A 21,347-nucleotide genomic window follows, 5' to 3' on the forward strand; every position below is an offset into this window, starting at 1 on the left:
TTTTTGTATGGAATCATTAAATAACATTACATGAAATAAGTTAGTTAAGCATAAAGAGAAGATATGAAGTCAGACTTCTTCCCCTCAATATGACCTAGAGTCGTTATTTTAATGCAGGAAAGCGATCATGCGACAAAATAACCAGTATTAATGTTATGTTTCCTAACATATAAAATGTTTTTTTGCCTCTGATCATGAATATTTATGGAAATAACATAAAAGTCAAAACAGTTTTACCATTAATTCTACAAAAAATATCCGTAATTATTTCTAAGATAACTCATTAATTTAACCGCAAACGGCTATTAGCAAACATATTTTTTGAGGAAAATATGAAAAAGTAATTGACGTCACCTATTTTTACACGTATCATAACATTAATTTTACTTACAAGAAGATATTGCTAAACATTTTGGTACTAATTGACCAATGGTATATTTATTGGCAGACTACCAGCCTATTACAGCATGCTGCATACATCCTAGATTCATCCATCTGTAATTATTTAAGGATAATTTCTAAATTGTCCTAATAATTTATATGCAAGAACATTTTTAGAAGGAGGATTAGCATGAAGAAAAGAATGTCGCTATTGCTGGTAATCATGTTGCTTGCCATCTCTGTCTTGGCAGCATGTTCCGGCGGCAAGGCTGAAGAGCCAAAACAAGGGGAAGAAGCAGGTCAACAAACTCCTAGCAAGGAAGAGGGCAAAGATAAAGAAGAAGCTCCTCCTGCAGGTGAAGGTGAAGATGATAGCCAAGGTTATTTCGAAGCTCAAGATCCATCAGCAAATCCACAAACAGCTTTAGATCGTAAGGATACGCTGATCATTGGTACGACATCACCAAAAGGTGTGTTCAACCCACTCTTCTGGCAAACTTCTTATGACAAATGGGTTGCGGATATTATCTTCGATACGTTCTTGCAAGTGTCCGGTGACGGAACATACACGGAAAGCTTGGCTGAAAGCGCTGAGGTTTCCGAGGATGGCTTGACGTATACGTTTAAGCTGAAGCCAGGCGTGACTTATTCGGACGGAACGCCGATGACGGTTAAAGACTACGTGTTCGCTCTTAAAGTTCTGCACGATCCAACGTATGATGGCGAATCCGACATCATGTCTATGAAAATTGTAGGCGGTCAAGAGTATTATGACGGTAAAACGGACGAAATTTCCGGTGTTAAAGTCATTGATGATCAAACCGTTGAAATTAAAGTAAGCGAAGCTACAGCTCTTACTCGTGATTATTTGGGAGAGGTTGCTTTCCTTCCTGAGCACTACTACGGTAAGGATTTCAAAAGAGGAAGCATGGATTCCTTGAAAACATTGCATGACAAGCCACTGGGCAGCGGTCCATATATCTTGAAAAAGTTCTCTCCAGGTCAAGAAGTGGTACTTGAAGCTAACCCTAACTATTTCAAAGGCGCACCAAAAGTCCAAAACGTTGTTCTCAAAACGACAACAGAAGAAACAAGACTTCCAATGCTGCAATCCGGCGAAATTGATATGGATATGATTAGTGTAAGTGAAGACAATGTGGAAGAAGTGAAGTCACTTGGCTTCCTCGACCTCAACATCTTCCCAACAAACGGTTATGGTTATATCGCATTTAACCACAATCTTGATAAGTTCAAAGATCAAAAGGTTCGCCAAGCTCTGATGTACGGCTTGAACCGTGCTGATACTGTTGAAGCGATCTATGGTAGATACGCTAACCCGCTTAACATTCCAGAGTCCAGCGTATCTTGGGCTTTCACAGATGAGAACATCGAGCCTTATGATTTCGATCCAGAAAAAGCTAAGCAGCTTCTTGATGAAGCAGGCTGGGTTGCCGGTGCTGACGGCATTCGTGAGAAGAACGGCGAGAAGTTTACCATCGATTTCTCTGCAACAGCAGATAACCCGGTTGTAGAAGCGTTACTTCCAATCATGTCTTCTAACTACAAAGATTTAGGTATTGAAGTTAAAGCTGAGACGCTTGATTTCAACGCAATTATGGATAAGAAGGACAGAGGCGAGTTTGAAATGTTCTTCGCTGCATGGGGCTTGACTGCAGATCCAGATAACACCGTATACATCACTAAAGGTGCACAGAATGACACAGGTTATTCCAACAAAACGGTTGATGAACTCATGAGAAAAGGTAAAGTGACGCTGGATGTTGAAGCACGTAAAGACATCTACAAGCAAATGTACCAAGAAATGAACAAAGACCTGCCTAACCTGTTCCTTTACCAAAGACGTGATGCTTGGGCAATCAACAGCCGCGTAAAAGGATTCGATATTACAGCTTATAAAGACTTCACTCTGAGTCTCTATCAAGTTGAACTTCAACAATAACATCAGGAAAGATATGCTCAGCTCACTCGAGCTGGGCATATCCACTTATACGCCGGGAGGAATATTATGAAGCAGTACATTATCCGGAGGCTGCTGCAGATGATCCCGACCATGATCGGGATATCCATACTTGTCTTTGCCATATCCGCTATGGTGCCAGGTGATTATATCACCGCAAAGAACAGTCCGAGTATGACGGCTGAGAAAAAAGCCGAACTTCGGGCTATTTACGGTTTAGACAAGCCGCCTGTAGAACGCTATTTGACATGGGCTGGACACATGGTTACAGGAAATATGGGGGATTCCCTCCAACATAAACAGCCGGTTACCAAGGTTATTGGTAACTATGTATGGAATTCATTTCTCATCGCTTTTATCAGTTTGATTCTCAGTTGGATTATAGCTGTGTTCGCCGGGGTCTTCTCGGCCAAGTTCCAATATTCACTATTTGATAAAATAGTGACCTTGCTCGTCTTTTTGTGTATGTCTCTACCTTCATTCTTTATCGGTCTCTTACTTATCAAAGTATTTGCGCTGGAATTGGGTTGGTTCCCTGTCGGCGGTATGACGACAGCCGGCTCAAAAGCAACAGGACTCGGATATATTTTGGATGTTGCAGAACATGCCTTCATGCCAGTCCTCGTTCTAACCATGCTCAGTACAGGTAGCTTGACTCGTTATTTCCGGACAAGCATGCTGGAAGTTATCCGTCAGGATTATATTAGAACCGCACGGGCTAAGGGATTGAATGAGCGCAAGGTTATTTTCAAACACGCGCTCCGCAATGCGATGCTGCCTGCCATTACACTGATGGGATTTGAATTGCCGGCATTGTTCGGCGGTGCCATCATCCTGGAAAAGGTATTTATATGGCCAGGTATTGGTCAGGTTTACCTGGAATCAATCAGCGTTCGCGACTATCCGTTTTTGCTCGGCTTCACCATTTTCCTGGCTGTTCTGACATTGATCGGAAACCTGATTTCCGACGTACTGTACGGAGCCGCAGATCCAAGAATCCGTTTAAAGTAGGAGGAGATTATATTGTCCCTGGAGGCTGCACCTCTTGATATGAATACACAAGTCCCAGCCAAGCAGCCGGACTCCCCGTGGAGAATCGCAATTCGCCGATTCACCCGTAACCGACTGGCCGTTATCGGACTTTTTATATTGGTTATTATGGCGTTGTTCTGTATTTTTGGACCGATGATATCGCCATATGAGCTTGAGCAGTACGATGTCAAAAACAAGAATGCTTCACCGAGTGCTGATCACTGGCTTGGTACGGATAAGCTTGGACGGGATGTCCTGCTTCGTCTCATGCTTGCTGGCCGGATATCTCTAACCGTTGGTTTAGTAGCAACAGGCATTTCCCTGATTATTGGCGGTACATTGGGCGCTTTGGCAGGTTTCTACCGCAAGTTTACAGATACGATTATTATGCGTGCCGCTGATATCTTTATGTCACTGCCGTCATTGCCAATCCTGATCATTCTGGGTGCCATTTTATCTGACTTAAAGGTTGACCCGAAGGATCGGATATATTTCTTGATGCTCATTCTCGGTATTCTGGGGTGGACGACGATCGCCCGTCTCGTACGCGGTCAAATCCTGACGCTGCGTGAACAGGAGTTCATGCAAGCTACGGAAGCGCTCGGTCTTCGGGATCGTCGCAAAATTTTCCGCCACCTGATGCCAAATACCGTTCCTATTATAATTGTCACTGCAACGCTCGGTGTGGCTTCTGCCATTATCTCTGAATCAGCACTAAGCTTCCTGGGTGTTGGCGTTATACCACCAACTCCGTCATGGGGGAACATGATTTCTTCCGCGAACAGTCTGATTGACTTCCGCGAGAGACCGTGGCTGTGGATCCCGCCAGGTTTGTGTATATTGATAACCGTTGTAGCGATCAATCTGATCGGGGACGGGCTTCGCGACGCACTTGACCCTAAAATGAAGAAGTAGGAGATGCGACAATGGCAAAAGATTTAGTTGAATTCCGCAATTTAAAAACGCATTTTCATACCTCCGCAGGTACAGTGAAAGCCGTTGACGATGTCAGCTTTACCATTCGTGAAGGCGAGACGCTGTGCGTAGTTGGTGAATCCGGTTGCGGAAAAAGTGTGACGGCAATGTCACTCATGCGTTTGCTTGAGGTACCTCCTGTTGGAGGGGAAATTCTGTTTGAAGGAAAAGACCTTCTCCAAATGAATAAACGGGATATAAGTATGATCAGAGGCAACGAGATTGCGATGATCTTTCAGGAGCCGATGTCATCGCTAAACCCGGTGCTTACGATTGGAGAGCAGATCGTTGAACCGATCATGCTGCATCAGCTGGTAACGCGTAAAGAAGCACGGACTCGTGCGATTGAGCTCATCAATCTGGTTGGAATTCCGCGCGCAGAGAAAATTTACGATTCCTATCCGCATGAGCTGAGCGGCGGAATGCGGCAGCGGATCATGATTGCGATTGCTCTAAGCTGTAATCCAAAATTGATCGTCGCCGATGAGCCAACCACAGCACTTGATGTTACGATTCAGGCACAAATTCTGGACTTGATGCGTGATATTAAGAAGAAGTTCAATACTTCGATAATGCTAATAACGCATGACCTTGGTGTCGTAGCGGAAATGGCCGATTATGTAGTTGTTATGTATGCCGGTAAAGTGATTGAAGAGGCTCCTGTGATTGAGCTGTTCCAGAACCCAAAGCATCCGTACACCAAGGGCCTTTTAAAGGCTAAACCAGTCATAAACCAGAAACAGGACCGCTTGTATTCCATACCGGGGCAAGTACCTAATCCGATTGAACTCGGTAACAACTGCCATTTCCACGACAGATGCGAATTTTGCATGAAGATATGCACTGAGAAAGAACCTCCGCTTGGCCTCGACCCAGATGGCCATAAGGTCGCATGCTGGCTGTATGAAGAGGAGGGTAAACAGAAATGAGTCAAGCACTGATCGAAGTAAACGATCTGAAGAAATATTTCCCCGTTAGAGGCGGGGTATTTCAACGGACCGTTGGTAACGTAAAGGCTGTTGACGGTGTAAGCTTTTCGATTAATCGCGGTGAATCCTTCGGACTCGTTGGAGAATCCGGCTGCGGTAAGAGCACAATTGGCCGGACTATCCTCCGTCTGCTTGAGAAAACGGATGGAAATGTCATATTTAATGGACAAGATATTCATGATTTATCCAAATCACAAATGCGCGGAATGCGTAAAAAAATGCAGATTGTCTTTCAAGATCCGTTCAGCTCATTGAATCCGAGAATCAAGATTGGTGAAGCGATTGGTGAAGCCCTGCTTGACCACGGTTTAGTGAGTCGTAAGGAGCTTAAAGAGCGTGTGATCGAAACCTTGAAAATTTGTGGCCTGGCCGATTATCATTATGACCGGTTCCCGCATGAATTCTCAGGTGGACAGCGCCAGCGTATCGGTATTGCCCGGGCCCTGATTATGAACCCGGAGTTCATCGTTGCGGATGAGCCGGTTTCGGCTCTTGACGTATCTATTCAAGCTCAGATTATTAATCTGCTCAGCGATCTGCAGAGAGAGAAGCAGCTCACATATCTGTTCATTTCTCATGATCTTAGTGTTGTCGAGCATCTCTGTGACCGGATCGGTGTTATGTATCTGGGTTCTATGGTGGAGATGGCGCCGAAGGAGGAGCTGTTCCGTAATCCGCTTCATCCTTATACCAAGGCTCTTTTATCCGCAGTGCCAGTGCCGGACCCGCTTTACAAGCGTGATCGAATCGTTCTGAAGGGCGATATTCCAAGCCCGGCGAATCCGCCATCAGGCTGTAAGTTCCATACTCGCTGTCCATTAGCGACGGATTTGTGCAAGCAGCAGGTGCCGGAATATCGCAATATGGGCGACAATCATTTTGTAGCATGTCATTATGCGTAATTTACTAATAATGAAAAACGATTATAACAGCGGCAGGTGACACCTGTTCGCTGTTTTTTATTGGAAAATAAAAATTTTTTTTGAAAAAATGCAGACCAAATGGCCCTTTAAACCGTCTAATAAGATGGAGGGCATACATATGATAAAAAATCGTTGGATTTGGTTTGTTATGTGCGTAGTGATGATCATCTCTGTAACTTTAGGAATGACAAGATACGTGGAACGATTCGCAATGAAACCGGAAGTGGATGCACTCGCAGTGGTGCTGATGGATTTAACTACAGGCCAGATCTTATTGGATCAGAATGGTGATGTGCCGTTACCTCCTGCCAATATGCCAAAGCTGATGACGGAACTGATTATTATGGATGAAATTAAAGCAGGACTCCATAGCTGGGGAGATAAGGTGACGATCAGCGAAAATGCCAGCCAGGTTGGTGGCGTGCGCTTATCGCTCAAGGAAGGGGAAACACTCACGGTAAAAGAGCTGTTCCAGAGCATGACTGTTTATTCGGCTAATGATGCAGCTGTGGCACTTGCGGAACATTTTGCCGGTACGGAAGAGGCCTTTGTAAGACGAATGAATCAGAAGGCTAAGGAGATCCGGCTTTCCAGCCAATCGTATTTCGTTAATGCTTCTGGGCTGGAGGCAGAAGAAAGTGAAGAAGAAGCCACGGATCCAAACCGGGAGACACGCATGACAGCCGAAGATACGGCGAGGCTTGCGGCCCATCTGATTCATAATCATCCTGAAATTCTAAATACATCGAGTAAAACACAGATGAAGCTGAAAGGGCGGGACTTGTATTTAAGCAATACGAACTGGATGCTTCCTTCACTTGCTGGTCCCTACTCCTATGAAGGAACAGACGGCTTGAAGACAGGCTTTACGGAGAAAGCGGGTTACTGCTTTACGGGAACGGCGCAGAAGGGCGGGAAGCGTCTTATCGCTGTTGTCATGGGTACGAAGAGCACGGAGGCGCGATTTGAGGAGACTCGGAAGTTGTTTGATTATGGATTTTCCAGGACGATATCTTTAAAAGGGCGGCTGAGTGCCTGGTTCCATGTATAGGGACCTCTTAGCGGCTCTTTTTTTATATCCTATAAATCTAAAATTCTCATTAAGAGTTTAACAAAAATTGATAGTTTTATTGAACAGTTACCTAGCTCTTCACAGAAAGCATTCGTCTGGTTTACAATAGACCATGTGCTGCTTCTCCCCCTGTGTATGAAACAGGACTCGGTTATGCGTCAGGAGTACGTTTAACCGTTTAATAAAGAAAGGAGGCGAGCTAACAGGCAGCAGTTACTTCTGCTATCCATGGTTTACCTCATATAAATATGCTTTTATTTTATAAAAAAAGAAGGAATCCAATTCATGAAAAGGAAAATATTATATATTACATTGGCTGCAGTGATACTGGTGGGAGGCCTCGGTTATCTCTTCCGTGCACAGCTTGCCGTACTTGCATTCGATTTATTTATGTCTGAGAAGGTTGAAAATTCACTTGAGAAGACTTATAAACCGCTGAAGGGTGACCAGGCACCTGAGCCTGTTGTACTTCAAAGCAAGCCGTTTAGTGTCCTGCTGCTTGGGAGTGATCAACGGAAAGATGAGCCATCCCGTTCGGACACGATGATCCTTGCGGTAGTTCGTCCGAAAGAATCGAATGTTCTGCTCGTTTCTGTACCTCGTGATACCTACGTGGATATTGTGGGGAAAGGCAAAAAAGACAAGATCACCCACGCATTTGCTTTTGGTGGTCATGAGATGGCTAAAGACACAATGGAAGCCTTCCTTGATGAGGAGATTGATTATTATGCTTCCGTTAACTTCCAGGGTTTAAAGGATGTCGTTGACGCTATGGGCGGTGTAGAGCTGCCTATCGGGAAGGATATTGTGAACAAAGGTAAGGACCATGAGAAATTCACCATAAAAGCGAACAAACCGATCTATTCCGGTGAAGAGGCACTCAACTATGTTCGCTACCGTGAAGATAGTGATTTCAATCGGACGAAGCGCCAGCAGGTATTCCTGGATGCAGCGGCCAAGCGGTTGATGCAGATTGACCAGATCGGAAAAGTGCCTGAATTGATCGAAATTATGGGAGATAACTTCCAGACAAACATGCAGCCTAAGTTTATTATTGACTTAGCCAAGCAGCTTTTAACCGGCGGCAAACCGGAAATGACAAGCTATACGATTATGGGTGAAGGCATGAGACTGAATGGTGTTTACTACAATGATGCTGATGAAGAAGATGTTAAGTTTTCACAGCAGATGATTGATAACTGGATGGATCCGAACACTCCTGAGGCTCAGCTTATGAAGCCGGAGAAGTCCGACAGTTCAAATCAGTAATCCCAAGTGCAATCATTTCTGAAAATTCTGAATATATAAATAGACTCCGGATATCCGGATCAGGCAAAGTATTAATCTTAATCAATCAGCAGTCTGGTTTGCCTGGCTGCTGATTTTGTGTCCTTTATGGAACGATTCACTGTTGAATTCGTATTATTTAATAAAGCGCTTGCAAAACGGCTCATGAAGTACATGTTTTACAGCATAGCTATCTAATATACGAAAGTGGTTTCAATTGACGGGTCTTATGCTTTACGCTCATAAGGAGGATTCATAGTTATGAATATCGCGTTTTTTTTGCTGCCGAAACAGGAGGTTATCTGTTTAACGATGGATTCCACGCTGCGGCAGACACTGGAGCGGATGGAGTATCATCGTTACACGGCGGTGCCGGTCCTGGATAAGAACGGGCAATATGCCGGAACGGTGACCGAAGGTGACTTATTGTGGTACATGAAAAATTCAAATGGAAAGATTACATTTGAGAATGCTTCAAAGTTTCTGCTCAAAGATGTTCCGCTTCGCATGAATAACAAGCCAGTTTCGATTGAATCCAACATGGAAGACTTAATCAATCTGGCTAAAGTGCAAAACTTCGTACCTGTTGTGGATGATATGAACCGATTTATCGGGATCGTCAGACGGAGTCAAATTATCGAATATTGCGAAAAATTCGTGTCCCGGGAGGAAACAATAAGCTCTTGAGGGGTAGCCTAAGCATCTGGAATATTTGCCTTGCATTTCACACACCAGCCTGCCATCGCTTTTATTGGCGAAGCAGGCTTGTTCTGCGGAGAAGATTGGGACAGTCCTCTACCGGGGGGCATTAGTGTGGGTGTCAGGCATTTGTGCTATAATGGAGAATAAAGCTTTTTCAGGGAGAGATGGGACTTGTCAAATACGCCAAAGGATTTGGATGTGGCTAAACGCGCCAAAGTAATTGAGTGGCTGAAGACCGAAGTAGTCGATAACGTTTCCCGATTGTTCAAAGCGCTGTGGGAAGGAAGCACAGCAAAGGTTGGCGACAGTCTGGCCAGTCTGATGATGAGTTCTTACATACTAGGCCGCAGGCTTGGCGTGTCTTATCGGGATTTGGATGATCTCTTGATTGAAAAGTTGAAAAAGCATAGGCAGGAAGGACATCAACTGGAGGATTGGTATCAAGACATTTCCACGCTAGAAGAACATTTGCGTAAGAGGTGAACACATTTGAAACAGCGCTTTACAACCGTAGTTTGGAGCGTTATTTATTTGCTACTGCTGCTTTCGTTATTAACACCGTTTTCGATATTGACGGCTTTTCTGCTGGTTCTGCCGGTTGCAATTCTGTTTACGGTACAAAATGTAAGATCGTTTATTCTTCACATTCTCCCCGTCTGGCTGATTGTTGGAATAATTCATCCGATATATGTGCTGATGGGGGCTTATTTCTTAATTCCAGGTCTCGTTATGGGATATGGGTACCGGAAGCGGGCCCCGGCTATGCGCGTTCTGAAAATGGGGATGTCAACATTTCTCTTAGAAATGCTGCTGCTTCTTATGATCGGTACGGCATTTTTTCAGCTTAATCTTTCAACATACGTTGATGAGATCGTGAAGCTGACCACAGCACCGCTGGAACAAATGGGATTAGACAGCGGAATCGCAGGCCAGATGGTCTGGACTCCGGAGATGCTTGATGCACTTAGTGAGAGAACAATGCAAATGATTCCATTTGCGCTTATTATCAGTTCTTTCCTGATGACCGTCATTACGCATGCATTGGCTCGTCCAATTCTGAACAGCATGGGGTATTCTGTGCCTGCACTTAAGAAAGCCCGTGAATGGAAAATGCCGCGGTCGCTGATCTGGTATTACCTGATTGTTATGATCATGAGTTATGCCAGTAAAGATTCAAGCAGCGGATTTGTTGATATGATTGTATTCAATGCGATGCCGCTGCTGCAGATATGCTTCATGATCCAGGCGCTCGGTTTCTTCTTCTATTTAACACATGAGAAGAAATGGCATCCCATTGTTCCATTCCTGGCGGCAATTCCGATCGTGTTTTTCCCGCCGATGATTATTCTCGGTATTTTGGATCTGGTGTTCCCGCTAAGACAATCCATTAGTAATAAAAAAAGATAGGGTGATAGTCATGCCTAAATTTCTTCAGAAACGCTGGCACGGCTATCATACCGTCTGGGCGTTTGCATTAGTGCTTTTGCTTGTCATTGGTATATCTATTTATAATACATGGCTCGGCATCCTGGGGGTGCTGCTTGCTATTGCAAGCGGGTACGTCATGCTAAGGGCTGAAATGAAATTCCGCAGTGATCTGGTGGAATATATCGGCGGCTTATCATTTCGTATTCACAGGGTGGAAGGGGAAGCTGTCAGCGTTCTGCCATTTGGCATCGTGCTTTACAGTGAGGATAAGACCGTTGAATGGCATAACAAATTCATTGTAGATATGTTCCCTGAACAGACTTTGGTCGGAGTGCCGCTGCATGATCTGTTTCCTCAACTGACAGACGTAATGCGTGAGAAGCGGGAATCCAAAGAAGGCTGCCCGAAAGAAATACGCTTGGAAATTAGCCATAATCAGCAATATTACGGAGCTACCATCATACCGGAAGAGCGGCTTATTTATCTGGATGAAATTACGGAGCTTGTTGTGCTTAGAAAGCGTTATGAGGAAGAACGTCTGGCGATCGGTATTCTGATGTTAGATAACGTAGATGAAGCGTCTCAGGGGATGGATGATCAGCAGCGGACGGCGCTGATTGCCAAGGTAAGCAGTGAGGTTACCGACTGGGCGCGTGAGTTCAACGTCTATTTACGCAGACTTTCTTCAGAACGGTATCTTATGATGCTGAACAAGAAGGCTCTGGATGCACTGGAGAACAGCCGGTTCGTTATACTGGATCAGGTCAGGGAAATGACCGCCGAGCTCAAGGTGCCGCTGACTTTGAGTGTAGGTCTCGCATTTGGTTCCGATGACGTTACAGAGCTGGGACAGCTGGCTCAGTCCAGTCTGGACATGGCTCTGGGACGCGGGGGCGATCAGGCTGCGGTTAAAGCAGGACAACGGCTGTCCTTTTATGGCGGAAAATCCAACGCTGTTGAGAAAAGAACGCGGGTACGTGCACGTGTAATTTCGCATGCGCTGCGGGATCTCATGCAGGAAAGTGACCGTGTCGTGATTATGGGACACAAAATGCCGGATATGGATGTCATCGGAGCTTCAATCGGCGTACTAAAAGCTGCACAGCTGTATAATGTTGAGGCTCATATCGTGCTGGAGGGAATCAATCCGTCGGTAAAACGAATTATGGATGAGGTTCGGAAGGACGAGAATTTAATGAGTCGATTCATCTCGCCGGAACAAGCCATGCAAATGCTGACTCCGCATACCCTGCTTGTGGTGGTAGATACGCATAAAGCTTCGATGACAATGGAGCCGCGTCTTGTAAAACAGGCGAGCCGGGTAGTCGTGATCGATCATCATCGCCGTGGAGAAGAATTTATAAATGATGCTGTCCTTGTATATTTGGAGCCGTATGCTTCCTCGACCTGTGAGCTCGTAACGGAGGTTCTTCAGTATATACATGACAGGGTGTCATTGTCTCCGCTGGAAGCTACGGCGCTTTTGGCAGGCATTACAGTAGACACGAAGCATTACGCGCTGCATACCGGATCGCGGACATTTGAAGCCGCAGGGTTCCTTAGACGGCACGGTGCGGACACGATGATGATTCAACGGGTGTTAAAAGAAGATTTGACAGAATTTATAGCTAAGGCTGAGATTGTAAAACATGCTAGAATGGTATATGGTCATATCGCACTTGCAGTGACACACAAGGGGGATAAGATTCCTCAGCTGCTCATTGCCCAAGCGGCGGATATGCTGTTAAATATGACGGATGTTCAGGCCTCCTTTGTCATTGGTGAACGGTCTGACGGTCAGATAGGAATTAGCGCGCGGTCCATGGGCCGCATGAATGTCCAGGTTGTCATGGAACGTCTGGGCGGCGGCGGTCATTTAACGAATGCCGCTGTGCAGCTGGATATGACAATGGAAGAAGCGGAAGCCGCGCTGCTGGAAGTACTCGCAGACATTGAATCGAAAGAGGGGTTATTTGAATGAAAGTAATTTTTATTAAAGATATGAAGGGCCAAGGCAAGAAGGGTCAGGTTAAAGAAGTATCTGAAGGATATGCACAGAATTTCTTGTTCCCGCGCGGTGTAGCTCGTCCTGCTACAGAAGGTAACATGAAAACTCTAGAGCAGCAGAATGCATCCGAGCAAAAGCGCAAGCAGCAGGAGAAGGAAGATGCGGTTGCTCTTGGCAAGCAGCTTGAAGAAATGACCGTGACCTTGAAGGCTAAATCCGGAGAGGGCGGCCGTCTGTTCGGTGCCATTACAAGCAAGCAAATTGCAGAAGCTCTTGCTGCACAGAATATTAAAATAGATAAACGAAAAATTGAATTGAGCGAACCGATCCGCCATTTAGGCGTGACACAGGTGCCTGTAAAGCTTCACCATGAAGTAAAGGCAACGCTCAAGGTTCAAATCACGGAGGAATAGAATGGGAGGAGAATATTTCGATCGGATACCTCCCCAGAATCTCGAAGCAGAACAGGCAGTACTAGGTGCTGTACTGCTGCAAGGCGAGGCGCTGATTACAGCGATGGAGCGGGTGAAGAGCGAGGATTTCTACGATAAGTCGCATCAGATGATCTTTGAGGTTATGGTGCAGCTTGGAGAAGAGAGCCAGCCGATCGATCTGGTGACACTCACCTCCCGGCTTCAAGATAAAGGGCAGCTGGAGGAAGTTGGCGGCGTCAGTTACTTGGCAAAGCTTGCTCATGGTGTACCTACAGCTGCTAACGTAGAATATTATGCTCAGATTATCGAAGAAAAATCGATGCTCCGTCGCCTGATCCGCACTGCAACTCAAATTGTTAGTGAAGGATATACAGGTGGGGAAGATGTATCCGGTATGCTGAGTGAAGCCGAGCGGCGCATCCTGGAAATATCCAATCGCCGTACCGGCAGCGGGTTTATTGCGATTCGCGATGTCTTGATGGAAGTGTTCGATAAGGTGGAGGGACTTTATCAGAACAAGGGAAACACAACTGGTATTCCGTCAGGGTTCGTTGATCTGGATAAGATGACAAGCGGATTCCAGCGCAGTGACCTTATCATTGTGGCCGCTCGTCCTTCCGTAGGTAAAACAGCGTTCGCTCTGAATATCGCACAGAACGTGGCCATCCGGGCTAAAGAGACCGTTGCGATATTTAGTCTGGAGATGTCCGCGCCCCAGCTGGTTCAGCGTATGATCTGTGCCGAGGCTAACCTTGATGCAGGGGTTATGCGTACGGGTGATTTTAAGGGTGATGAGGATTGGTCGAAGCTGACAATGGGCATTGCTGCTCTTTCGGAGGCAGAGATCTATATCGATGATACACCGGGTGTGACGGTTGCCGATATTCGTGCGAAATGCCGTCGTCTGAAGAAAGAAAAGGGACTTGGCATGATTCTGATCGATTACCTTCAGCTGATCCATGGACGCGGTAAGGCCGGCGAGAACCGCCAGCAGGAGGTATCAGAGATATCGCGTACACTCAAGCAGATTGCACGTGAGCTGGAAGTGCCCGTGATCGCTCTGTCCCAGCTTAGCCGGGGTGTTGAGCAGCGTCAGGATAAACGCCCGATGATGAGTGACTTGCGCGAATCCGGTTCAATCGAGCAGGATGCCGATATCGTCGCGTTCTTGTACCGCGATGATTATTATAATCAGGAAACGGAAAAGAAAAACATCATTGAGATTATTATCGCCAAGCAGCGTAACGGCCCGGTAGGTACGGTAGAGCTGGTATTCCTGAAAAACTTCAATAAATTCGTCAATTACGAACGCAATCATGCGGATGCTTTTGCCGCCGGTTAGTCTTATTCCTTTAATTTCATACAACTAAGGCTCAATTCGGATGAATTTCCGAACATAAGCTGACTCAATCACGAACAATCGTACATGCACCATCACGATTGTTCGTTTTTTTATTTGACTTTAAAAAAAGGGGCTGTTACACTATTAATGCCTCTGGCGAGGCAGCTTGTTGTGTGAAAGTTGTATGGTTTTGAGTTTAAAAGTGAGACTGACTATATAGGTGATTGAATCAGGCGATTGAATCACCGGGTGGAGGAATGAATATGTCAACGGTAGTCGTTGTGGGAACGCAATGGGGAGACGAAGGAAAAGGGAAAATCACAGATTACCTGGCGGAGAGCGCTGACGTGGTAGCCCGCTACCAAGGCGGTAACAATGCGGGGCATACAATTCTGATTGACGGGAAAAAGTTCAAGCTTAGCTTGATTCCATCCGGCGTTTTTTATAAAGAAAAGAGCTGCGTGATTGGAAACGGCATGGTTATTAATCCGGCTGCGCTCCTTGAAGAGATTAAATATATTCATGATAACGGATTTGACACTGATAATCTGGTCATCAGTGACCGCGCGCATGTCATTATGCCTTACCATATGGTGCTTGATGCGCTTGAAGAAGACCGGAAAGGTCCTAACAAGATTGGTACGACACGTAAAGGAATCGGCCCGGCTTACATGGATAAAGCGGCGCGTAACGGTATCCGGATCGCAGACCTGATGGATGCTGAGGAGTTCGAGCTGAAGCTGCGTCATATGATGAAAGAGAAGAACAATATCATCAAGCAGGTGTATGGTGGAGAAGAGCTGGATGTAGAAGAGACACTAACACAGTACCTTGCTTATGCCGAAGAGCTTCGCCGTTATGTATGTGATACATCCGTTGTGCTAAACGATGCGATCGACGCAGACAAGAAGGTGCTCTTTGAGGGTGCACAAGGTGTTATGCTGGATATCGATCAAGGTACGTATCCGTTCGTTACATCCTCGAACCCGTCTGCGGGTGGTGTATGTATCGGTTCCGGCGTAGGTCCATCGAAAATTCAGCAGGTAATCGGTGTAGCTAAATCCTACACAACACGTGTTGGTGACGGACCGTTCCCGACGGAGCTGAACAACGAGATCGGTGATTATATCCGTGAGAAGGGCCATGAGTATGGAACAGTTACTGGCCGTGCCCGCCGTGTAGGCTGGTTCGACAGTGTTGTAGTGCGCCATGCGCGCCGTGTCAGCGGAATCACGGGTCTGTCTCTGAACTCGCTGGATGTACTGAGCGGCCTGGAGACCGTGAAGATTTGTACGGCTTACAAATATCGCGGTGAGGAGATCACCCATTATCCTGCCAGCTTGAAAATGCTTGCCGAGTGTGAGGCTGTATATGAAGAGCTTCCGGGCTGGAGTGAGGATATTACGGGTGCGAGAACACTTGAGGATCTTCCGGAGAATACACGCCGTTATGTAGAGCGTGTGTCGGAATTGACAGGAATTCCGATTTCAATCTTCTCTGTAGGCCGAAATCGCGAACAGACGAATCAAGTACGCCCAATTTATTAATCTATCAAATTTAGAAGAAGCCTGACTCGAAAGTGAGCAGGCTTCTTTTTTTCAGAGAATAGAGATATTTATCCGTAATAAGTAAAAATATATCCCCTTAATTGTTATATATTAGGATATAATCGAATCATAAGTCCGGAGCAAGCCTTTCAAAAATTGAAAGCGCTTAACATCGGCTTCATTTATTGGTTTCTATCTAAATAAGTAAAACGCTGAAGAGCATAATTACAGGGCGGCAAGCGGCATAGGTAGATGTATGATGGATTTGGGGATCCTGCGGAAACCGCTTGCTGCGATTGTATATGGCTTCATTTGGTGTAAACATGAAACAGGCCGGACTTTCTCATTGAGAAGAAGTCCGGCCTGTTTCTGGTTAGTGCTGGATCGGTTGTTCTGAAAGCTTGCCATCCTCAATATAAATGACACGGTCGCATAAATCGAGCATACGCAAATCGTGGGTTACCATGACAGCGGCTTTCTGATGCAGCTTTACTTCGTCTGCAAGCATCTGTACCACAGACCGCCCTCGTTCCGAATCGAGACTTGCTGTAGGCTCGTCCGCCAGAATGAGCTCAGGATTGTTCATCCATGCACGTGCAATGGCAACACGCTGACGTTCCCCACCTGACAGGACTTCCGGATAAGCATTCGAGCGGTGCGTAAGGCCAAGTCTTTTTAACAAATGGTCTGCACGTTCTTCACTCGTACGCTTCGGATTTCCAGCCAGCTTCGAAATAAGCAGGAGTTGATCACGAACCGTTAAATAAGGAATCAAGTTTGATGATTGAAAAATAAATCCGATATGATCAAGGCGAATCTTGTTCATCTGCTTCGCGGATTGCTTACCGACTTCTTGGTCCCCGATTATAATCCGTCCTTTGGTCGGCGATAAGAGTGCACCTGCGATGGATAAGAAGGTGCTTTTACCAGAGCCTGAGGGTCCGACAACCGCTACGAATTCGCCTGCCTTCACTTGCAGCGACACATTATCAAGCACTTTTACCGATGTATCGCCGTCTCCAAACTCCTTGCTGACATGTTCAAGTACTAACTTATTACGCATTATTCAGCCCTCCCAATCGCTTCAATCGCATCAATTTTGATCACCCGGTAAAGAGAAAACAGCGACCCGATCAGTGATACGAGCAGGAACAGTCCGGATGTAAGAAGAACCATGGATGGTGAAAGAACAAACGGAAGCCCGCTGCCGATGATAGCCGCTACACCATAGGTAAGTGCGATACTAATAACCAGACTGACAACCGATAGAAGCAGGACCTGCGAAATAAGGTTCTTAGCCAAGAAGGCTGTTTGTGCACCGATGGCTTTAAGAACGCCGAACTGGTTCATTTTTTGAATGGTAATAACATAGAAGAATACGGCTAACACAAAGGCGGCAATGATATACAGAAACGCAATCATCATCGTAAGGGAGCCTTGCTCTTCTTTAAAGCCCGGAATACCCTGCAGCGCATCCTTTTTAGTAATAACATCAACGCCCGGGAACTGCTCATTCAGCGCATCAGCCTGTTCACTGCTCGCGGTAAGAGCAATCGCATTAAAGAATAATCCGCGGCCGGCTCCCGCCGTATGAATCGACTCCCAGCCTTTATAGTTCATATGCAGAACGGGGGCATGGCTGAAGGATTGGCCTTCTGTAAAACCTACGATGGTGAAGGTTTTGCCAGAAGTTTGGTCGACTACTTGATCACCCAGCTTGAAGTCCTCTTCCTTAAGGGAACGGTCAGCCAAAATTTCGTCAGCCTTCTCTTCGCTGATCATCGAGCCTTCCACCACTTCAGGTGCAAGCATCCGGTTCGTATCGATGGCGAAGAGGGCAGCGTCCACTTTGGCAGTAGAGTTGCTGCGGGTGACCGTCGTCATCTGAACACCGAGCGGGGTGATGGAATCATCACCGGTGTACTTCTGGATATCCTCGAAATCCTTCTCTGTCAGAATGGAACGGTTCAGCCGGTTATCGGCTTCTTTCTGTATGACAAGATGGTTGGCCTTCATATTTTGGATGGAAGACGCATTATCTGACGCTAACCCTTGAGCCAGACCGGTTACGAATAGAACAAGCCATGCGATCAGAACCATAATGAATCCGATGAGTAAATAACGCATCTTGGCATGTTTAAGCTCACGTAAGGCAAGAAACATGATTGCTTCAACTCCACTTCTGTAAACTCTGCCAAGGAACCATAAGGATCCTGGCTGTGAGTACAGTATAGGAGCGCAATGTGAATGGAACATGAACTAGGGTGATGAAAAAATTGCTAAATAATAGGGAGGGTAACGAAGAATGTCGTTCCTTTGCCTGGTTCGCTCTTTACTTCAATATGTCCCTGATGGAGGTCCACAATCTTCTTCACGATGGATAGGCCAAGTCCGGTGCTAGTCTCCTTCCGGTTACGGGAGCTGTCTGCTTTATAGAACCGGTTAAAAATATGAGGAAGATCGGACTTGGAAATCCCCATGCCGGTATCCGAAATTTCCACTTTGCATATATCGTCATGTCTGGACACACGCACCGAAATGGTACCGCCGGCATCGGTAAATTTCACGGCGTTCGTGATCAGATTCATCCATACCTGATGCAGCATTTGCTGATCTCCGTATATAAACAGAGAAGGAAGCTCCATATCAATCGCGAGATCCTTGCTGCGCCAGCTCCATTCCGTAACGGACAGTACCTGCTTGATCTGGGCAGACAGATCGAAGGTTGTCTTCTCTAAAATATGCTCCTCTTTATCAAGGGAGGCTAACATGAGCAGCTGCTTGCTTAGTTGAGACATGCGCCGGCTTTCATCTTCAATAATCGATAAATAGTGCTGGCGCTGTTCACTTGAAAGCCCCTCGGATGTCTGCAGCGTCTGAGAGAAGCCTTGAATGGAGGCGAGCGGCGACTGGATTTCATGGGACACGTTGGATACGAATTCTTGACGCATCTGTTCCAGCTGCTCAAGACCTTTCGCCATATGAGAGAAATGATCTGCTAACTGCCCGATTTCATCTCTTCTTTTTACATTTAATTTCAGATCGTATTTTCCTTGCGAAATTTGCTTGGTGGCATCCGTCAGACGCACAATCGGCTCCACGATATAGTTGGTAATGATACCAACGTGGAAGATACTCAGCAGGATCGAAATGATCAGAATGAGTGAGAAGAAAATCCGCATTTCACCGAACTGGACGGTTACATCTGGCCGAAGGAAGAGAGCATGATTAACGCCATCGATAACGATCGGCACGCCGATGGAATTCTTCAGATCATTATCAAAGAAACCGGTAATGAACAGATTGGATGAAAAGTTCAGAACACCATGATAAGTTTCACCGTGAGTAACCTGCTGCACGATACCGGGAGCGATCTCTTTTTTTCTAAATTCCCCGCCATAGAAGGCACCTTGGCCATCCTCGCTTACAAGATATATCTGATAACCGAGCTTCCCTATATGTACTAGATAATTTTCCACATCAATGTCCGGGTTTTGCTTATAAAATTCCTGAATATCATAGGCCATTGCAGTAATCTTCTGGTCATTATAAGGCTTCAAATTAAATTGGTAATACACATTCGACAAGATGAACGCGATAAGGCTGCTCAGCACCATAATACATATTGTTGTAATGACGATTCGTGAATATAAAGTCTTCACTTGGACGCAGCCTCCAGTTTATAGCCGACTCCGCGCACCGTACGGATGGTGAAATCATCACTTCGGTCTGCAAAACGCTCCCGGAGCCGCTTGATATGTACATCTACCGTCCGGTCATCCCCATCGAAGTCTGAGCCCCAAATGAGCTGAATCAGCTCTTCCCGGGTAAAGGTCCGATCCGGATAGCTTGCAAGCTGTGACAGCAGTTCAAACTCCTTCATGGGGAGCATCAGCACCTTGTCGTGCCCGTATACCTCATAGCTTTTACGGTCGATCGTTGTGTTGTTAAGGTGGATCTTGTCTGCACTAACCATCTGGTAACGGCGCAGCAGAGCCTTAATGCGGAATATTAACTCCTTCGGTTCAAAAGGCTTGGTGACATAGTCATCCGTGCCCACGGCAAAGCCTTTTTCTTTATCGAGGAGCTGGTCTTTGGCTGTTAATAAAATTACGGGAAAATCGTAGTCATTCCGGATTTCTTCGGTTAACTGATACCCATCCTTATTCGGCATCATGACGTCGACAATGGCCAGATGGATATGTTCTTTGGCTAGACATGCAGAAGCCTCCTTACCATCAGATGCCTCGAATACAACATAGCCCTCGAGCTGAAGATGGTACCGGAGCAGTTCCCGTATGTGGGAATCGTCGTCTGCAATAAGAATGTTAACCATAATGGAATTGCCTCCTCGAATGTTATGAAAAATGGTGAATCATAGTCATCATAGCACGAGCCTGGTTTTACCCAAAATTACATAAATAACAGTCTTAAGTGTTATAAAAAAGTGGTAAATGAGACAATTTAAGAGGTTGAACCTCCGGCATGCCGTCCATACTGAATAAGGAAGTCATGATAACGATATCAATTCGGGCCATGCATTAGAAGGAGGTGGAGAGCATGAAGCTGATGAAATGGCTGCTTAAAATAAGCCTTACGGCCGTGCTGGTTAGTACACTATCAATCTTAACGACAGGAATTGTCGTGAACGCCTATCTGCAATCCGTGCTCGCCAGCTTTAATATACAGCTGGAAGGGCAGCCGCTTGGGGCAGCGGGGATTATGAAAAGCTTTTTCGGAATGAATACCTCGGGCGAGGGCAAGACGAGGCAGGAACCACAAGAATCAGGCAGGAAGGGTTCAGAGGGGGATGGGACTGATCCAAAGGAAGTTAACCGGGAGGTGGATGGAGATACTCCTCCGGATAATTCGTTGCCTGTAATGGGAAACAGTATAAATGAATCGGCGGTTGAGCAGCAGATCGTGATGACTCCAGACGAGATGGTGGATAAGAAGAGCAGCCTTACGACTCAGGAGAAAGAGGAAATTTTCACACTATTGATGACCAAGCTGCCGCAAGAGATTATGCAAAAAATATCGGTTTCAATGGAGGATGGATTAACCGCAGTTGAGCTGGATGAGATAGAGAAGGGAATCTCCCAATATTTAAGCAAAGAAGAGTTCGAGAAATTAATGACGATGCTTCAGAAGTAATCCCATGAAGGCTTGCAGGCTTTGAATTGTAAACATTCAGTCATAACTTGAAACACAACAATTTCAGGAAAATCGCCAAAACCCACGTCCCGCGT

The 21,347-nt window shown here is 45.9% G+C and carries 19 protein-coding genes; 15 read left to right on the forward strand and 4 right to left on the reverse strand.

Annotated features, from left to right (window positions below; translation table 11 throughout):
* Positions 1-571 precede the first annotated feature (571 nt).
* From BN1234_RS19525 to BN1234_RS19590, 14 genes are all read left to right on the forward strand, one after another.
* Positions 572-2,341: an ABC transporter substrate-binding protein gene (locus BN1234_RS19525; RefSeq protein ID WP_054958309.1), complete on the forward strand. Its 1,770-nt coding sequence runs from the start codon at positions 572-574 to the stop codon at positions 2,339-2,341.
* Between the two features lie 66 nt (positions 2,342-2,407).
* Complete coding sequence (locus tag BN1234_RS19530) at positions 2,408-3,370, forward strand: ABC transporter permease (RefSeq protein ID WP_054958310.1); 963 nt, start codon at positions 2,408-2,410, stop codon at positions 3,368-3,370.
* Between the two features lie 39 nt (positions 3,371-3,409).
* Positions 3,410-4,306, forward strand: a complete 897-nt coding sequence (opp4C, locus tag BN1234_RS19535; protein WP_170308088.1) for an oligopeptide ABC transporter permease — start codon at positions 3,410-3,412, stop codon at positions 4,304-4,306.
* An 11-nt stretch (positions 4,307-4,317) separates the two neighbouring features.
* Entirely contained in the window at positions 4,318-5,295 is a 978-nt protein-coding gene (locus BN1234_RS19540) for an ABC transporter ATP-binding protein (RefSeq protein WP_054958312.1), read from the forward strand.
* The gene (locus BN1234_RS19545; protein WP_054958313.1) at positions 5,292-6,257 is read left to right on the forward strand and encodes an ABC transporter ATP-binding protein; all 966 of its coding nucleotides are present in this window, start codon (positions 5,292-5,294) and stop codon (positions 6,255-6,257) included. Before BN1234_RS19540 ends, BN1234_RS19545 begins: the two co-directional genes overlap by 4 nt.
* Before the next feature lie 139 nt (positions 6,258-6,396).
* Entirely contained in the window at positions 6,397-7,329 is a 933-nt protein-coding gene (locus tag BN1234_RS19550; RefSeq protein ID WP_054958314.1) for a D-alanyl-D-alanine carboxypeptidase family protein, read from the forward strand.
* A 306-nt stretch (positions 7,330-7,635) separates the two neighbouring features.
* On the forward strand, positions 7,636-8,619 hold the full coding sequence (locus BN1234_RS19555; protein ID WP_054958315.1) for an LCP family protein: 984 nt from the start codon (positions 7,636-7,638) through the stop codon (positions 8,617-8,619).
* 279 nt (positions 8,620-8,898) lie between these two features.
* On the forward strand, positions 8,899-9,324 hold the full coding sequence (locus BN1234_RS19560; protein ID WP_054958316.1) for a CBS domain-containing protein: 426 nt from the start codon (positions 8,899-8,901) through the stop codon (positions 9,322-9,324).
* Between the two features lie 186 nt (positions 9,325-9,510).
* A complete protein-coding gene (locus BN1234_RS19565; RefSeq protein ID WP_054958317.1) occupies positions 9,511-9,822 on the forward strand; it encodes a MazG-like family protein in 312 nt (103 codons plus the stop codon).
* Between the two features lie 6 nt (positions 9,823-9,828).
* Positions 9,829-10,746, forward strand: coding sequence for a DUF2232 domain-containing protein (locus tag BN1234_RS19570; RefSeq protein ID WP_054958318.1), 918 nt, complete (start codon positions 9,829-9,831; stop codon positions 10,744-10,746).
* Positions 10,747-10,756: 10 nt separating this feature from the next.
* Positions 10,757-12,748, forward strand: coding sequence for a DHH family phosphoesterase (locus BN1234_RS19575; protein WP_054958319.1), 1,992 nt, complete (start codon positions 10,757-10,759; stop codon positions 12,746-12,748).
* On the forward strand, positions 12,745-13,188 hold the full coding sequence (rplI, locus tag BN1234_RS19580) for a 50S ribosomal protein L9 (protein WP_054958320.1): 444 nt from the start codon (positions 12,745-12,747) through the stop codon (positions 13,186-13,188). Before BN1234_RS19575 ends, rplI begins: the two co-directional genes overlap by 4 nt.
* A gap of 1 nt (position 13,189) precedes the next feature.
* The gene (dnaB, locus tag BN1234_RS19585; RefSeq protein ID WP_054958321.1) at positions 13,190-14,551 is read left to right on the forward strand and encodes a replicative DNA helicase; all 1,362 of its coding nucleotides are present in this window, start codon (positions 13,190-13,192) and stop codon (positions 14,549-14,551) included.
* Between the two features lie 263 nt (positions 14,552-14,814).
* Positions 14,815-16,098: an adenylosuccinate synthase gene (locus BN1234_RS19590; RefSeq protein WP_054958322.1), complete on the forward strand. Its 1,284-nt coding sequence runs from the start codon at positions 14,815-14,817 to the stop codon at positions 16,096-16,098.
* 373 nt (positions 16,099-16,471) lie between these two features.
* Here the strand turns inward: BN1234_RS19590 and BN1234_RS19595 are convergent, their stop codons facing one another.
* The 4 genes from BN1234_RS19595 to BN1234_RS19610 form a co-directional block, all read right to left on the reverse strand.
* Positions 16,472-17,161, reverse strand: a complete 690-nt coding sequence (locus BN1234_RS19595; protein ID WP_054958323.1) for an ABC transporter ATP-binding protein — start codon at positions 17,159-17,161, stop codon at positions 16,472-16,474.
* Positions 17,161-18,261, reverse strand: coding sequence for an ABC transporter permease (locus tag BN1234_RS19600; RefSeq protein ID WP_054958324.1), 1,101 nt, complete (start codon positions 18,259-18,261; stop codon positions 17,161-17,163). The genes BN1234_RS19595 and BN1234_RS19600 overlap by 1 nt, the downstream gene beginning before the upstream one ends.
* Positions 18,262-18,377: 116 nt before the next feature.
* On the reverse strand, positions 18,378-19,760 hold the full coding sequence (locus tag BN1234_RS19605) for a HAMP domain-containing sensor histidine kinase (RefSeq protein ID WP_054958325.1): 1,383 nt from the start codon (positions 19,758-19,760) through the stop codon (positions 18,378-18,380).
* Positions 19,757-20,434 (reverse strand): response regulator transcription factor, encoded by a 678-nt coding sequence (locus BN1234_RS19610; protein ID WP_054958326.1) that lies wholly within the window; start codon positions 20,432-20,434, stop codon positions 19,757-19,759. The genes BN1234_RS19605 and BN1234_RS19610 overlap by 4 nt, the downstream gene beginning before the upstream one ends.
* A 224-nt stretch (positions 20,435-20,658) precedes the next feature.
* Between BN1234_RS19610 and BN1234_RS19615 the strand changes: the two genes are divergently transcribed.
* Positions 20,659-21,252, forward strand: coding sequence for a hypothetical protein (locus tag BN1234_RS19615; RefSeq protein ID WP_054958327.1), 594 nt, complete (start codon positions 20,659-20,661; stop codon positions 21,250-21,252).
* Positions 21,253-21,347: the final 95 nt, after the last annotated feature.

Source organism: Paenibacillus dakarensis (assembly GCF_001373415.1).
Classification (GTDB): domain Bacteria; phylum Bacillota; class Bacilli; order Paenibacillales; family Paenibacillaceae; genus Paenibacillus_AQ; species Paenibacillus_AQ dakarensis.